Origin of the sequence: Dyella sp. SG562, assembly GCF_011759495.1 — a bacterium.
GTDB classification, from domain to species: domain Bacteria; phylum Pseudomonadota; class Gammaproteobacteria; order Xanthomonadales; family Rhodanobacteraceae; genus Dyella_D; species Dyella_D marensis.
Map to the genome: position 1 here is coordinate 1 of NZ_JAAOYS010000020.1, position 14,098 is coordinate 14,098.

13 protein-coding genes are annotated in these 14,098 nt (G+C 68.4%); 6 read left to right on the top strand and 7 right to left on the bottom strand.

Annotation, left to right across the window (positions count from 1 at the left end; all coding sequences use genetic code 11):
* Positions 1-165: 165 nt before the first annotated feature.
* Complete coding sequence (locus FHW84_RS22290) at positions 166-4,053, bottom strand: transporter substrate-binding domain-containing protein (protein ID WP_167258569.1); 3,888 nt, start codon at positions 4,051-4,053, stop codon at positions 166-168.
* Positions 4,054-4,249: 196 nt separating this feature from the next.
* Positions 4,250-4,924: a response regulator gene (locus tag FHW84_RS22295; RefSeq protein ID WP_167258571.1), complete on the bottom strand. Its 675-nt coding sequence runs from the start codon at positions 4,922-4,924 to the stop codon at positions 4,250-4,252.
* 561 nt (positions 4,925-5,485) lie between these two features.
* Here FHW84_RS22295 and FHW84_RS22300 point away from each other — a divergent pair.
* Complete coding sequence (locus FHW84_RS22300) at positions 5,486-6,262, top strand: ferredoxin--NADP reductase (RefSeq protein ID WP_167258573.1); 777 nt, start codon at positions 5,486-5,488, stop codon at positions 6,260-6,262.
* 16 nt (positions 6,263-6,278) lie between these two features.
* Here the strand turns inward: FHW84_RS22300 and FHW84_RS22305 are convergent, their stop codons facing one another.
* Positions 6,279-6,935, bottom strand: coding sequence for an RIO1 family regulatory kinase/ATPase (locus FHW84_RS22305; protein WP_343203638.1), 657 nt, complete (start codon positions 6,933-6,935; stop codon positions 6,279-6,281).
* Positions 6,936-7,030: 95 nt separating this feature from the next.
* On the opposite strand from FHW84_RS22305, the gene FHW84_RS22310 reads away from it, so the two are divergent.
* Together FHW84_RS22310 and FHW84_RS22315 are read left to right on the top strand one after the other, a co-directional pair.
* A complete protein-coding gene (locus FHW84_RS22310) occupies positions 7,031-7,513 on the top strand; it encodes a DUF456 family protein (protein WP_167258577.1) in 483 nt (160 codons plus the stop codon).
* A gap of 90 nt (positions 7,514-7,603) precedes the next feature.
* Complete coding sequence (locus FHW84_RS22315) at positions 7,604-9,379, top strand: DUF885 domain-containing protein (RefSeq protein ID WP_167258579.1); 1,776 nt, start codon at positions 7,604-7,606, stop codon at positions 9,377-9,379.
* Between the two features lie 33 nt (positions 9,380-9,412).
* Here the strand turns inward: FHW84_RS22315 and FHW84_RS22320 are convergent, their stop codons facing one another.
* From FHW84_RS22320 to FHW84_RS22330, 3 genes are all read right to left on the bottom strand, one after another.
* A complete protein-coding gene (locus FHW84_RS22320; protein ID WP_343203639.1) occupies positions 9,413-9,760 on the bottom strand; it encodes a TfoX/Sxy family protein in 348 nt (115 codons plus the stop codon).
* Entirely contained in the window at positions 9,757-10,422 is a 666-nt protein-coding gene (locus FHW84_RS22325) for a hemolysin III family protein (protein WP_167258581.1), read from the bottom strand. Before FHW84_RS22325 ends, FHW84_RS22320 begins: the two co-directional genes overlap by 4 nt.
* 113 nt (positions 10,423-10,535) lie before the next feature.
* Positions 10,536-10,970 (bottom strand): hypothetical protein, encoded by a 435-nt coding sequence (locus tag FHW84_RS22330; protein ID WP_167258583.1) that lies wholly within the window; start codon positions 10,968-10,970, stop codon positions 10,536-10,538.
* Between the two features lie 287 nt (positions 10,971-11,257).
* Here FHW84_RS22330 and FHW84_RS22335 point away from each other — a divergent pair, with 287 nt between their 5' ends.
* The gene (locus tag FHW84_RS22335; protein ID WP_167258585.1) at positions 11,258-12,088 is read left to right on the top strand and encodes a universal stress protein; all 831 of its coding nucleotides are present in this window, start codon (positions 11,258-11,260) and stop codon (positions 12,086-12,088) included.
* A gap of 190 nt (positions 12,089-12,278) precedes the next feature.
* The gene (locus FHW84_RS22340) at positions 12,279-12,947 is read left to right on the top strand and encodes an energy transducer TonB (protein ID WP_167258587.1); all 669 of its coding nucleotides are present in this window, start codon (positions 12,279-12,281) and stop codon (positions 12,945-12,947) included.
* Positions 12,948-13,027: 80 nt separating this feature from the next.
* Here the strand turns inward: FHW84_RS22340 and FHW84_RS22345 are convergent, their stop codons facing one another.
* Positions 13,028-13,327, bottom strand: a complete 300-nt coding sequence (locus tag FHW84_RS22345) for a hypothetical protein (RefSeq protein WP_167258589.1) — start codon at positions 13,325-13,327, stop codon at positions 13,028-13,030.
* Positions 13,328-13,524: 197 nt separating this feature from the next.
* Between FHW84_RS22345 and FHW84_RS22350 the strand changes: the two genes are divergently transcribed.
* The gene (locus tag FHW84_RS22350) at positions 13,525-14,091 is read left to right on the top strand and encodes a cysteine dioxygenase family protein (RefSeq protein ID WP_243868253.1); all 567 of its coding nucleotides are present in this window, start codon (positions 13,525-13,527) and stop codon (positions 14,089-14,091) included.
* Positions 14,092-14,098: the final 7 nt, after the last annotated feature.

The window sequence follows — 14,098 nt, forward strand, 5'->3', positions numbered from 1 at the left end:
AAGTTGTTGCATCGATCGGTTGAAACCGCCCCAGCAAAGAGAAAGTGACTCGGGCGCCGGCAGGCGTCCGAAATGCCCGCTGCATAAGCGGCCAGATCGCGGTAACGCAAAAACCAGGCGACACAGAAACTGGACCCCGGCCCACGCCGGAATGACGAGCAAGGCTCACAGCGCCCGCGCAACCACCTCCAACCTGTCGAGGTACCCCTCGACCCTCCTCCGAAACGCCAACGCATCCGCCATCACCTCATAGCGATCCTGCGACTTCAGCGCCTGCTCCAGGGCCTGCCCCTCCTCCGTCAACGGATTACTCCCGAACAACTGCAACCCACCCAGCAACCGGTGCACCCAATGCGCCACATCCAGCGGCCGGCGCTGGTCCACCAGCACATCCAGCGTCAGCAGGTCCACGCGCGTCGTGCGTACGAAGTCGGTCACCAGGGACTGGATCACGTGGTCGTCGCCGAAGCTCTCGCGCAGCATGCCCAGGTCCACCTCGAACACCGGCCGTACCGCCGCCGTGTCCGCGCCGAACAGGCGCTCCAGCTTGGCGCGCAGTTCGGGCATGCGTACGGGCTTGGGCAGGAAGTCGTCCATGCCGGCGCTGGTGCAGCGTTCCAGTTCGCCAGGCATGGCGTTCGCGGTCATCGCCAGCACCAGCAGGTGGCGGCCGCTGTGGTTCTCGCGGCGGCGCACGGCGCGGGCCAGCTCGTAGCCGTCCATCAGCGGCATGTGGCAGTCGGTAATGAGCAGGTCGTAGCTGCGCTCTTCCAGGGCGTCGAGCGCCTGCTTGCCGTTGGCCACCACGTCGCAGGCGTAGCCGAGCTTGTCCAGCTGGGCGGCGATCAGCGCCTGGTTGATGGGGTTGTCCTCGGCCACCAGCACGCGGCCCTCGGTGCCGGCGGAGGCGCCGCGCAGCGCCTCGCGCTCGCTCTCGCCCACGCTCAGGCCCAGCGCGCGCTGGCAGGCGATGGCGAAGGTGGACCACTTCAGCGGATTGCTGGTCACGGTGACGCCCGCGGCGCTGCTGGTATAGCCGTGCGGATCGGGAATGGCGGTGACCGCGATGCAGGCGCCGGCCGCGGCGGGGCGGCTGGCTCCGAACTGTTCGTCGACGAAGAGCAGGTCCGGGTGGTCGCGGCCATGCCGGCCGCGCGCCGCATCGCCGTCCTGCTCGACCGTCATGCCCAGCGCCAGCACATAGCGCCGCAGGGCGATCCACACGGCCGGATCCGCCACCTCGATGCGCACCGTGCGTCCGCGCAGCGCGTGATGCGAGAGTTCGCGCCGGTGGATCGGCATGTTCAGCTCCACGTGCATGCCGGTGCCCAGGTTCACTTCGCTCTCCACCGCGATGGTGCCGCCCATCAGCTCCACCAGCCGGCGGCAGATGTACAGACCCAGGCCGGTGCCGCCATAGCGGCGCGTGGTCGACGACTCCGCCTGCGTGAACGGCTGGAACAGGCGGTACACCTGGTCGGGCGACATGCCGATGCCGGTATCGACCACGCTGAGGCGCACCTGCTGGCTGCTGCCGTTGTCCTCCAGCACCTTCACGTAGACGCGCACCGCGCCGAGCATGGTGAACTTGATGGCGTTGCTGACCAGGTTGAGCACGATCTGGCGCAGCCGCACGTTCTCCGCGCTGACCTCCCCGGCCAGGCGCTCGTCGATATCCACCGCCAGCGCCAGCCCCTTGCGATGGGCCTGCGCCGACAGCACGCTCACGGTGCTGTCGATCAGGTCGCGCACGTCCACCGGCACGTATTCGATGCTGAGGCGGCCGGCTTCCATCTTGGAGAAGTCGAGCACGTCGTCGAGGATCTGCAGCAGCGCCGCCGCCGACGCCTCCACCGTGCCCAGCATGCGGCGCTGCTCCTCGTTGAGCGGCGTGTGGCCGAGCAGTTCCAGCATGCCGATCACGCCGCTCATCGGCGTGCGGATCTCATGGCTCATGGTGGCGAGGAATTCGGTCTTGGCCTGGGTCGCGGTCTCGGCCTGCTCCTTGGCGCGGGCCAGCTGCTCGGCCTGCAGGTGCTGCTCGGTGGTGTCGACCCAGCAGCCGCTGAAATGGACCACGCCCTCGACCAGCCGCGGCGTCGCGCTGGTGGATACCCAGCGCAGGCCGCCCCAGGCCCGCACGCGCACCACCGCCTGGAACGGCATCATGCTGCTGGCGGCGCGTTCCACCTCGGCCAGCAGCGGCGCGCGGTCCTCCTCGACGATAGCCGACAGCGCGCCGCGCTTGCCGTCGATGAACACCTGCGCGCCGATGCCGAACATCGGCTCCGGATTGCCGCCCACGAACAGGAAGCGCACGCCTTCCTCGCGCGTGTAGCGGAACTTGTAGACCACCGCCGGCAGATGGCGGGTGACGTCGGTGAGCTGTTCCTCCGTGCGCCGGCGCTTGCTGGTCTCGCGGCGCAGCCGGAAATAGGCGTAGGACACCGTCAGCAGGAACAGCAGCACGATCGCGATCACCGGCAGGGTCTTGTGCGCGATCTCCTTCCAGCTGCCGCCGAAGGTGTAATGCGCGGCCAGCCAGGTATTGCGGATGGACTGCTGCCTGCGCTCCGGGATGTTCATCAGCACGCGGTTGATCAGCGGCACCAGCGGCGCGTAGCGCTTGGCCACGCCCATCGCCAGCACCACGTGGTCCTCGGTGGGCGCATTGATCTTCAGCCGCCCGGGAAAGCGCTCGCGGATCACGAAGTCGGCATTGGCGATATCGCCCACGAAGGCGTTGGCGGAACCGTCGATCACCTTGGCCAGGCCTTCCTCGGTGCTGGCCACGCCGATCACCTTCACCCCGCGCATCCGCCCGGTCATGGCCTTGATGTCCTGCCGCGACAGGTTGGCGGCGACGGTCCAGCCGGCCATGTCGTAGGGGCCGGTGATGGGGTTGGCCTCGGTGCGGGTGATGATCATCACCGGGTAATCCAGATAGCCCACCGAGAAGTCCATCAGCTGGGACTGCTCCGGACTGACCGGCGACACCGCGGGGATCAGGTCCACCTTGCTCTCGGCCATGCCGCGGATCACCTCGCCCCAGTTGCGCGCCGGCACGTAGGTGAGCCGCAGATCCAGCGCCCGCGCGATCTCGCGCAGGTAGTCGCTGGAGATGCCGGCGGGCTGGCCGTTGCGGTCCAGCAGGGTGAACGGCGGCGAGGTCGGGTCCATGGTCACGCGCAGCGGCGGCAGCTGGCGCAGCCAGGCGCGCTCGTCCTCGCTGAGCGGCACCGCGGCATCGTCGCTGCGCGGGTGGCGCATGTCGCCGTTGAGCCAGGGCGCGCGCAGGCGCGCGTGGTCCTCGTTGGTGAGCAGGGCCAGCGCCTTGTCCAGCGCGCCGATCAGCGCCACGCGGTCGTGCGGCGCGGCCAGGCACAGCGCGGAGATCGGCAGCGCCACCAGCGGGCCGACGCGCAGCTGGTGGTGCAGGCCGGCCGCATCGATCGCCAGCCGTTCGGCGTAGGGGTTCTCGATATAGCCCTCGGCGCGCCCGTCCGCCACCATGCGCAGCGCATCGCGCGTGCTGTCCGCGTGCACCAGCTTCACCCCGGGGATATAGGCGCGCGCGGTGTCGGCGGTGGCGTCCTGGGCCAGGCTGACCAGGGTGGTGTCGCGCAGGCCGGCCATGTCCTTCACGCGCTCGTTGCCGATGCGCGTGACCAGGGCGGGAAAGTCCTCGAAGTACGGCTGGCTGAACTGCAGGTGCGCGGCGCGTTCGGCGGTCGGCGAGATATTCATCAGCAGATCGACCGAGCCGGCCTGCGCCGCTTTCAGCAGGGACGGCCAGTCCGGATACACGCGATAGGCGACGCGCACGCCGAGCATGTCGGCCAGCCGGGCCAGGTAGTCCGGAGCCATGCCCTGCACGCGGCCCTCGACCACGCTCTCGAACGGCGCGAAGCCTTCCTGGTAGCTGCCCACCACGATCACCGGGTGCTCGGTGAGCCAGCGCTCCTCTTCCGTCGTCAGCACCACGCCTTCGGCCGCGGCGCAACGTACGGCGCACAGCATCATCGCGAACAGCCACCAGCGCAGCCAAGCCATGCAAAGACCTTCCTATGAATAACGATGGCGGGGCGCTTGTCCCGGCATCTGCCGCCGAATCGCCACCGTGCAACGTTCCGCACGGATGGGCCGGGCAGCATGCACGGCCGGAACGGTTGCCGTAATCAGGCCTTTCGCAGCGAATAAATCAGCGTGTTCTGAAAACGACACGGAAAAATCCGAACCCGATGACGCATCAGCGAAAGCCGAGCTTCTCCAGGTACTCGCCGATCGCGCTGTCGTGAAGAATCCCCAGCTTCTTCATGCCGCTGCGCTTCTGCGCGCTCACCGTCTTGATGCTGCGATGCAGGCGTTCGGCGATCTGCGTCACGGTGAGCTGGGCCAGGCCGTACAGGCGCAGCACTTCCATCTCGCAGGGAGAAAGTTCCTTTGCGATGGTTTCCGGAGAATGTTCCCGCTGATGGAAGCGCTCGCGCAGGCTGGGACTGACATAGGTATCGCCCCGCTTCACCGCGCGCACCGCATTCGGCAAGTCGGTGGCGAACGATTTCTTGTAGGCCAGGCCCTTCATGCCCTTCTCGCGGATCGCGCGCAGCACGGCCACGTTGTTGAGCATGGTCAGCACGATCACCGGGATCTGCGGGTAGCGCGTGGCCAGCAAGGTGATCAGCGGCAGGCCGTCGGCATGGCGCGGTTCGCTGCCGCCCTCGCCGGAGAGTTCGTCGGGGGCGTCGCCGGGCATGGAGAAGTCCGTGATGATCACATCGCAGGGCAGCCGGTCGAGCCGGTCGATCAATTCGCTGCCGTTGCAGGCTTCGCCGACCACCTTGATGTCGCCATGCCGCTCCAGCACCGTCTTGACGCCGATCACCACCACCGGGTGGTCGTCCGCCACGATGACTCGAATCATCACGCTGTCCTCGTCTGTACGCCGATCCCCAAGCCATGCGTCGGTGCCTCCGGGAGCGCGTCCAGAGCGGCCTCGAACCGCGATACCCGCGGTGTTTTCCGTAAGAGAAAACGAATGGCGCCGGACGGTACTGCCGGGGTGGAACGAGCGTGGCCGTCCCCTGCTTTTCGCGGACTGCCGCGAGCGGCTATGCGAAGTCTTCATTCAACCCCAACGGACCGTGTATGGGCATCCGCGACTGAGGCCCATTTGTCCGAAAATGTATCGAATCCGCCTCGGATTTCTCCGATTACGCCGAGATTTAGAATTTTCCTGGTCTGTCGCGGCCGGGCTTGCGGGGGGCGCCGGATCTCCGCTCCGGACGCGGCTTCGGCGCTTTCAGCCGCCAGATGGCATAATGAGCGGCATCGACTGCCGTCCGGCAGTGCTCGTCAGGCAGCCCTCGCCACCCCAACGAGTCCACGCTGACGAGTTCACGCTGACGAGTTCATGCTCCGGCGGCGCGCGGCGCGTCCGCCGCGCAGTTCTTATACGAATCTTCTTAAGATCAACGGTAACCCCATGGTCGCATTGGCAACCGAGCACGTGATCGACGTGCACCACTGGAACGACACCCTCTTCAGCTTCCGCACGACGCGCGATCCCGGCTTCCGCTTCGACAGCGGACAATTCGTGATGATCGGCCTGGAAACGGAGGGCCGTCCGCTGATGCGCGCGTATTCGATCGCCAGCGCGCACTGGGAAGAACACCTGGAGTTCTTCAGCATCAAGGTGCCGAACGGGCCGCTGACCTCGCGCCTGCAGCACCTGAAGCCCGGCGACCCGGTGACGGTGAGCCGCAAGCCCACCGGTACCCTGGTGCTGAACGACCTGAAGCCGGGCCGGCATCTTTATCTGCTGGGCACCGGCACGGGCCTGGCGCCGTTCCTCAGCGTCATCCGCGATCCGGACACCTACGAGCGCTTCGACAAGATCGTGCTCGCCCACGGCGTGCGCCACGTCAACGACCTGGCCTATTCGGACTACCTCGAACGCGAGCTGCCCGCGCACGAATACCTGGGCGAACTGGTGCGCGAGAAGCTGATCTATTACCCCAGCGTCACGCGCGAACCGTTCCGCAACCGCGGCCGCATCACCGACGCCATCGCCGACGGCCTGATGAGCCAGACCATCGGCCTGCCGCCGCTCAACCCCGACACCGACCGCGTCATGCTGTGCGGCAGCCCGTCGATGCTGGAAGACGCCTGCGCCCTGCTCGACGGCCGCGGCTTCCACGCCTCGCCGCGCACGCGCGAGCCGGGCGACTACGTGGTGGAACGCGCCTTCGTCGAGAAGTGATGCGGCGGGCGCGCCGTCATTGGCGGATGCGCCCCTGCCCCTCGTTGTCCCAGTAGCCGAAGATCCGCCGCGCCACCAGCTTGTACAGCCGCTTGAAGGTGGCGCGCCATAGCCGCGCATGCGGCGCCGGCGTGGCCAGGATGGCGCGCTGGCGCGCGCTCAGCGCGTCGGCGCAATACGTGCGCTTGTGCTTGAGCAGATGGCGCAGGTCCTCGCGCGCCAGCAGGCGGAACAGCGCGCCGCGGCGGCCGCGGGTCCAGGCGATCTGGAAATCCACCAGCGCCGGGCTGCCGTCCTCGCGCACCAGCCAGTTCGGTTCCTTGGCCAGGTCGTTGTGCACGATGCCGCGGCGGTGCAGGAGCGCCAGCAGGCGCAGCGCATCGCGGTAGTAAGCGCGGTCGCGCGGTTGCGCCTGCTGCATCGGCGCGCCGGCGATATAGCCGCGCAGCAATTCCCTGCCGTTCCAGCCCAGCAGTGCCGGCACGCCGTCCACGCCAGCGAGCTTGGCCAGCGCGCGCGCTTCGCGGGCCGCGGCGCGGCGCGCGAACGCGCGCGCCCACCAGCGGGCCGCGCCGATATCGCGGCGGATCACGCGCACGCCATCGCGGCGCGTGAGTTCGATGCGGCCCAGTTCGTCGGCCTTGAGCAGATGGGTGTCGTCGGTGCTGTCCACGTGGCTTCCCGCGAGCGGCGGCGGGGTACACTCGCCCGCCATGCGCAATGCGGCCTATTGTGGCCGATCCTCCACCGTCACGCGCCGGGAGCTGTATGGATATCGCCCTCTACGTGCTGGCCGCCCTGCTCATGATCGGCGGCGTCGTCGGCAACATCCTGCCGGCGCTGCCGGGCATCCCCATGATCTTCGGCGGCATCTGGCTGGCTGCGGCGGTGAACGAATACCAGCGCGTGGGCACCGGCTGGCTGCTGGTGATCGGCGCGCTCGGCGCGTTCGGCGTACTGGTGGATTTCATGGCCGGCGTGCTGGGAGCCAAGCGGGTCGGGGCGAGCAAGACGGCGCTGTGGGGGGCTTCGCTGGGCACGGTGGTCGGCATGTTCTTCGGCATCCCCGGGCTGCTGCTGGGGCCGTTCCTCGGCGCGCTGGCGGGGGAGCTGGCCTCGGGCAACAGCGTGCTGCGCTCGGCGCATGTGGGCGTGGGCACCTGGCTGGGGCTGTTGTTCGGCACCCTGGTGAAACTGGTGATTTCGCTGTTGATGATCGGGCTGTTCGGCTTCGCCATGCTGATCGGCTGATCGGCTGATCGGCCTGGCGCCCCGCCGTTCGGCACAGGCGCGCAACCCGCCGGCCGCCTAGGCTGGCCAGACCTTACAGGGAATCCTTCCATGTCCAGACCTCTCGCCTTCGTGATCGCCGCCGCGCTGGCGGCGGCCGGTGCCGCCCACGCGCAAGCCAAGTCGCCCGAATGGATCGAGCGCAGCAATGCCGACGCCAAGGTGCTGCTCGACGCGACCGCGCGCTTCTCGCCCGAGTCCGCCTCGCAGATCGGCATCCCGGGCTACGACGACAAAGTCACCGACCTCAAGCCCGGCATCGACGAGCGCACGCGCGCGGCCATGGTCGAGGTGAAGGGCAAGCTGCAGAAGCTGCTGGTGGCCGAGAAGGACGCCAATGTGCGGCAGGACCTGCAGATCATGCTCAAGTCGGTGGACGAGCAGATCGAGGGCATCGACCTCAACCGCCAGTACATGCTGCCGGTGCAGGACGTGGCGCAGCTCATTTTCAACGGCGAGTTCGTGCTGCTGAAGGACGACGTCGATCCCAAGCGCCGCGCGCTCGCGCTCAACCGCCTGCAGTGCTACGTCGGCAAGGCGCCGGGCTGCGAGCCGATCGCCACGCTGGCCAAGGCGCGCACCACCGAGCGGCTGGACAACAAGTCGCTGCTCGGCCCGTACAAGGGCGAGGTCGAACAGAAGCTGGCCAATACCCAGCGCTATGCCGACGGCATCCGCCAGCTGTTCGCCAAGTACAAGCTGGATACGCCCGACGGCAAGGCGGCGCTCGATGCGCTGGACAGCCAGCTGAAGGACTACGACGCCTGGATCCGCAGCACCGTGCTGCCGCGCACGCGCGCCGACTTCCGCCTGCCGGAACCGCTGTACGCCTACAACCTCAAGCAGGTCGGCATCGATATCCCGCCGCAGGAACTGATCAAGCAGGCCGAGCTGGAATTCGTCGAACTGCGCCAGGCCATGCAGATGATGGCGCCGGTGGTGGCCAAGGCCGAGAACATCCAGGCCACCGACTACCGCGACGTGATGAAGGCGCTTAAGAAGCAGCAGCTGACCAAGGACCAGGTGATGCCCTGGTACCACGAGGTGATCGGCAAGATCGAGGAGATCATCCGCCGCGAGCGCATCGTCACCCTGCCCGACCGCAAGATGGCCATCCGCATGGCGTCCGAGGCGGAAGCCGCGGCGGTGCCGGCGCCGCATATGGATCCGCCGCCCTTCATCAACAACAAGGGCGAACAGGGCACCTTCGTGCTGACCATGGGTAATCCTTCGTCGAAGTCGGGCAGTTCCGACTCCTACGACGACTTCACCTACAAGGCCGCCGCCTGGACGCTGACCGCGCACGAAGGCCGTCCCGGACACGAGCTGCAGTTCGCCGCGATGGTGGAGCGCGGCGTGTCGCTGGCGCGCAGCCTGTTCGCCTTCAACAGCGTGAACGTGGAAGGCTGGGCGCTGTATGCGGAAGCCGAAACGCTGCCGTACGAGCCGCCGGCCGGCCAGCTCGCCGCGCTGCAGGCGCGCATGCTGCGTGCGGCGCGCGCCTACCTGGACCCGATGCTCAACCTGGGACTGATCACGCGCGAGCGCGCGCACGACGTGCTCACCCACGAGGTGGGCCTGTCGGAAGCCATGGCGCGGCAGGAGCTGGACCGCTACACCTTCAACAGCCCCGGCCAGGCCACGGCGTATTTCTACGGCTACATGCGCCTGCAGCAGCTGCGCCTGGAAACCGAACTGGCGCTGGGTTCGCGCTTCGACCGCAAGGCCTTCAACGACTTCGTGATCGGCCAGGGCCTGCTGCCGCCGGAACAGCTGGCCGAAGCGGTGCGTGCGCAGTTCATTCCGCAGTACAACAAGAAGCGTTGAAGCCGGCCGCCCGCATGGGCGGTACGCTTCGCCTCAAGGCCGGCGCTTGCGCGCCGGCTTTTTTTGCGGCGCGCGCAGGCTGCGTTCCAGCCAGGCGGCGAACACGGGCGTGTCGCGGGTAAGCGCGGGCGGAAGCCGCAGGTAGTGCCGGCTCGGCTGGGCGCCTTCGGCGTGGACGAAGCGGGTGACGCCTTCGATCTTCAGCAGTTCGGCCTGCTGTTCCGGCGCGACTTTCAGCGCCAGCCCCGCGGCGTCGATCCACGCGCAGGGCCGCTCGGCGAAGTAGGCGAACAGGCCGCCGAACATCGGCTTGAAGCGCAGCTCGTGGGCCAGGCCCAGATGCGTGGCGGCGTCTTCCAGCTCCTGGCGGGCGGCGCTCACGCGGCCTGGTCGGGAATCACGTACAGCAGCACCGCCAGGTAATGCAGCACGCTGCCGGCAAGCACGAAGAAATGCCACACCGTGTGGTGATACGGCATGCGCCGCGCCAGGTAGAACGGCACGCCGGCGGTATACGCCACGCCGCCGGCGATCAGCAGCGCCATGCCGCCGCTTTCCAGGTGCGCGCTCAGCGGCTTGAACGCGATCATGCCGACCCAGCCCATGGCCACGTACAGCAGCACGGCGAGCTTGCGCGAGCGCTTGAGCAGGCCCAGCTCCAGCGCGCTGCCGGCGATGGCCAGCGCCCAGATCGCACCGAACAGGCTCCAGCCCCACGCGCCCGGCAGGGCGATCAGGGTGAACGGCGTATAGGTGCCGGCGATCAGCAGGAAGATGGCGATATGGTCGAGCGTGCGCAGCACGCGCTTGGGCAGTTCGCCGGGAATGGCGTGGTACAGCGTGGAGGCCGTGTAGCACAGGATCAGCGTGCTGCCGAACACCGCGCTGGCCACCACCGCGCGGGCATCGCCCAGCATGGCGGCATAGGCGACCAGGGTGGCGAGTCCGGCGATGCTGAGCAGGATGCCGATGCCATGCAGCACGCTGCTGGCAAGTTCGTCGCCGAAGGCATAGCGCGGGGCGGCGCTGGACGAAACCGACATGGGGACTTCCTCGAAAGCGGGGATGCGCCGGCTGGCGCTCCCGCCCACCTTACCCGCGCGGCCGGGGCTTGCATACTGCCGCGCACGGTGGGCGCGGCGAAGGGAAACGGGCGCTATTCGATGATGAAGGCGCCGAAGGCGACGCCGATGTTCCAGCCCTCGCCGGTGCCGCTGAGCGCCAGCGAGACATTGCCCTTGGTCAGCACCTGGGCCGCGGCGGATTTTTCCGCGCCGGCATGGACCTGGGCATTGGCGTAATGCCCCTTGATCTGGCCGATGCCGTCGACGCCGGTGAACTTGCCCACGCCGTGGGTGATCTTGGTCTTGCCGAAGGTAAGGCCGCCGCCCTTGACCCGGATGCGCACCGCCATGCTCTGGCCGTTGTCGCAATGGACCGTGCCGCTGCCGGAAGCCGTCTGGTAGAAGACCGACCAGCCGGAGACCTGGAAGTCCATCCGGCAGGACACGTCGGCCGCATGGGCAGGCGCCGGCAGCGCCGCAAAGAGGGCGGCCGACAGCACGGCACAGCCCAGCCAGGTTTTCCCCATGACCTTCTCCTCGAAGCTTTTTCTTATTTGCCCCACCCGGCGCCTGTCCGGGACACGCGATTGTGTGGCCCCGTGCATGAACGGCCGTGAATGGCATATTCACGCCTATTGAACAGGATGCAAAGCCGCCCGGGCGCACTCTTCGTCGTCCGGGCATCTCCCCCTCTCTCCCCCGATGCCCGGCTCATTGAGCCCCGCCCACTGTGCGGGGCCTTTTTTTGTCCGGCGTCCATCCGCGCCGGCACCCGCGGGGTAAGCTGGGGACGGACTGGCGAAGGAGTGGCTTCATGCCTAGCACCGATCTGCTGCTGTACCTCCAGGAAACCGATCTGCACACTCCCGGCCCGCGCGCGGCCGTGGCCCTGGCGGCCAGATTGGGCGCGCGGCTGGACGGGCTCTACGTGGCCGACCTGCCGGCCGCCGCCTTCAGCCTGCCGGAGGCCGTGCCGGTCCAGCTGGAGGAAACCCGCCGCCGCTGCGTCGAGGCGGAAGAACACGGCACGCAGTGGCAGCAGCTGCTCGCCTCCCGCGGCCTGAGCGGCCAGTGGCGCGTGGCCCAGGGCGACACGGTGCAGACCGTCTGCCAGGCCGCCGCCGGCTACGACTTCCTGGTGATGGAACGCAGCCAGCAGCGCAGCGACGCGCCGGTGGGCTTCGGCACCGTCTCGCGCTGCGTGTTCGGCAGCGACCGCCCGGTGCTGGTGGTGCCGGACATCGCCCAGATCGGCGACACCCTCGGCGCGCGCGCCCTGGTGGCCTGGAACGGCAGCCGCGAATCCGCCCTGGCCCTGGCCGCGGCGGCGCCGCTGCTGCAGAAGGCCGACGAAGTGCTGCTGCTGGACGGCAGCGAGATGTATGCCGATTCGATCGCGGTGCTACCCCCGCCGGGCCTGGCCGACTGGCTGGAACGCCATGGCATCCGCGCCCGCATCCAGACCCTGGACGCCGGCCCCACCCACGCCGCCGGCACGCTGATCCTGGACGCGGCCCACGCGCACCGGGCGGATCTACTGGTGATGGGCGCCTGGAGCCGCTCGCGCCTGGCCCAGATGGTGCTGGGCGGCACCACCCGCCACCTGTTCATGCATGGCGACCTGCCCATGCTGGTGGCGCACTGAAAAAATCCGGGAAGGGGTTCAGCGGGAGGAATCGCCCGGAGCGTACTCCCGTCCGGCCTCTCTACACACTACTTGCACATCCGCTTCTGACCCGCATAGTCTGAACGCGCGCTCAGGCACGATCCCTCTGCGTCCCCACGCAGCGTGCGACTGGCGCGTCCAACACATCGCATTCGTCAGGAGGTCGCTCATGCCGTCCGCAAGCCTGGCTGTCGCTTATCGTCCGTCGCACGCTCATCCCGACAAGGTCCGCATTGCCGCTCTCAGCGCGGCGATCGCGCTCAATCTCGCCGCCCTGCTGGCCGTGATGCGGCCGATGGCGCCGCAGATCGTCGAGGCGGTCAAGAAGACGCCCGAGATCGTGGTGACCTGGATCACGCCCCAACCGGAGCCACCCGCTCCGCCGCAGATCGAACTGAAGGCATTGCCGAAGACGCCGCCGGCCGTGCCGCGCACCTTGCCCAAGGCACCGCAGCCACCGGCCGTCACGCCCACCGTCGACGGCAATATCGCCGCGCCGCCGGTGGTGCCGACCATCGAGCCGGCCGTCAACACCGCGCCGGTCGCGGATCCCGCGCCGATCGAAGCGACGCTCGCCTACCGCAGCGCGCCGCTCACCTTCCCGTCGGTGGCGATCCGCCGCAAGCTGCACGGCACCGTGATGCTGCGCGTGCTGGTCGACGCCGAAGGCAAGCCCACGCAGGTGACGATCGAGAAATCCAGCGGCTCCGACCTGCTCGACAAGAGCGCGCGCGAACAGGTGCTGGCCAACTGGCGCTTCCAGCCGGCCACGGCGCAAGGGCATGCGGTGCCCGCATGGGCGCGGGTGCCGGTGAGCTTCGAACTGCGCGAGCTGTGAGTCGCGGCAAAAGCCCGGCGTGAAACAAGGGGCCGGCCGTTCCGTTCGCAAAGGCGACCGGCCGGCCCCTCACGGCAACTTTATGGCTGCACCGGTTTGTCGATGGCGGGAGCGGCAGGCGCGGGGCGCGTCGCGCGCACCACCAGCCACACCAGCCCGGCGATCATCAGCGCCGGCAGCAAGGCCGGCAGCAGCGCCAGCAAGACGATCGGCGCCATCGCCACCAGCACCACGCCGGCGATCACCACCCCGAGCAAGGCGCCCAGCGCACTGAACACGCCGCCCACGATGGCGAAGGTGAACTTGAACACCACGCCGACCAGCGCGCCGACCAGCCACAGCGCCAGCACCGCCATCACGATCACGCTTAGCACGAACATGAGGTTTCCTCCTGGTGGCGCTCATCCATCCGGCCACGCAGACAGCATGCGCCCGCGGCTTCCTGCGATGCATGGCACGGAAGTCATGTGCCCCGGAAGTCACAGGGCAACCGGGGCGTGCGTGTTACAGGTCCTTAACGGTGCGCATGGTCCACTGCCGCCCGGTTCCAACCGAGCTCCATCGCATGAAGCATTCCATGCACACCCTCAAGGCGTTGCGTGATATCGCTTTCGACCTCGGCGTCGGCAAGCATCCCGACCTCGCCGCCATGGCGCGCGAACTGGGCCGCGTGGTCCATCGCGACGGTGCGGCACTCAACGAAGGATTGAAGGAACTGCGCACGCGCGAGCGCGGTTTCGAGCGCTGGCTGCTGGCCACGCGCGGCAAGCCGGGCGTCAGCATCCTGGTGATGGCGTGGCCGGCCAATCACGCCACGCCCGTGCACGACCACGACGGCCTGTGGGGCCTGGAAATGGCCGTGCACGGCGCACTGGAAGTACAGGCCTGGTCGCGCGACGCGGCCAGCGGCGAGCTGAGCCTCAAGGGCCAGGACTGGCTCGGCCCCGGCGACGCCACCTGGTTCGACGCCGATGCCGGCTATGCGCACCGCTGCCGCAATCTTTCGCGGCACGACACGGCGCTCACGCTTCACGTCTACGGCGGCGATCTGGCAAAGTACCTCGCGTATGAGCGCAGCGCCGAGGGCGACCAGTGGCTCGCCCGGCCGCAACGCGCCGCGATCACCGGCCGGCTGAGCGCCTGAGCGCTTC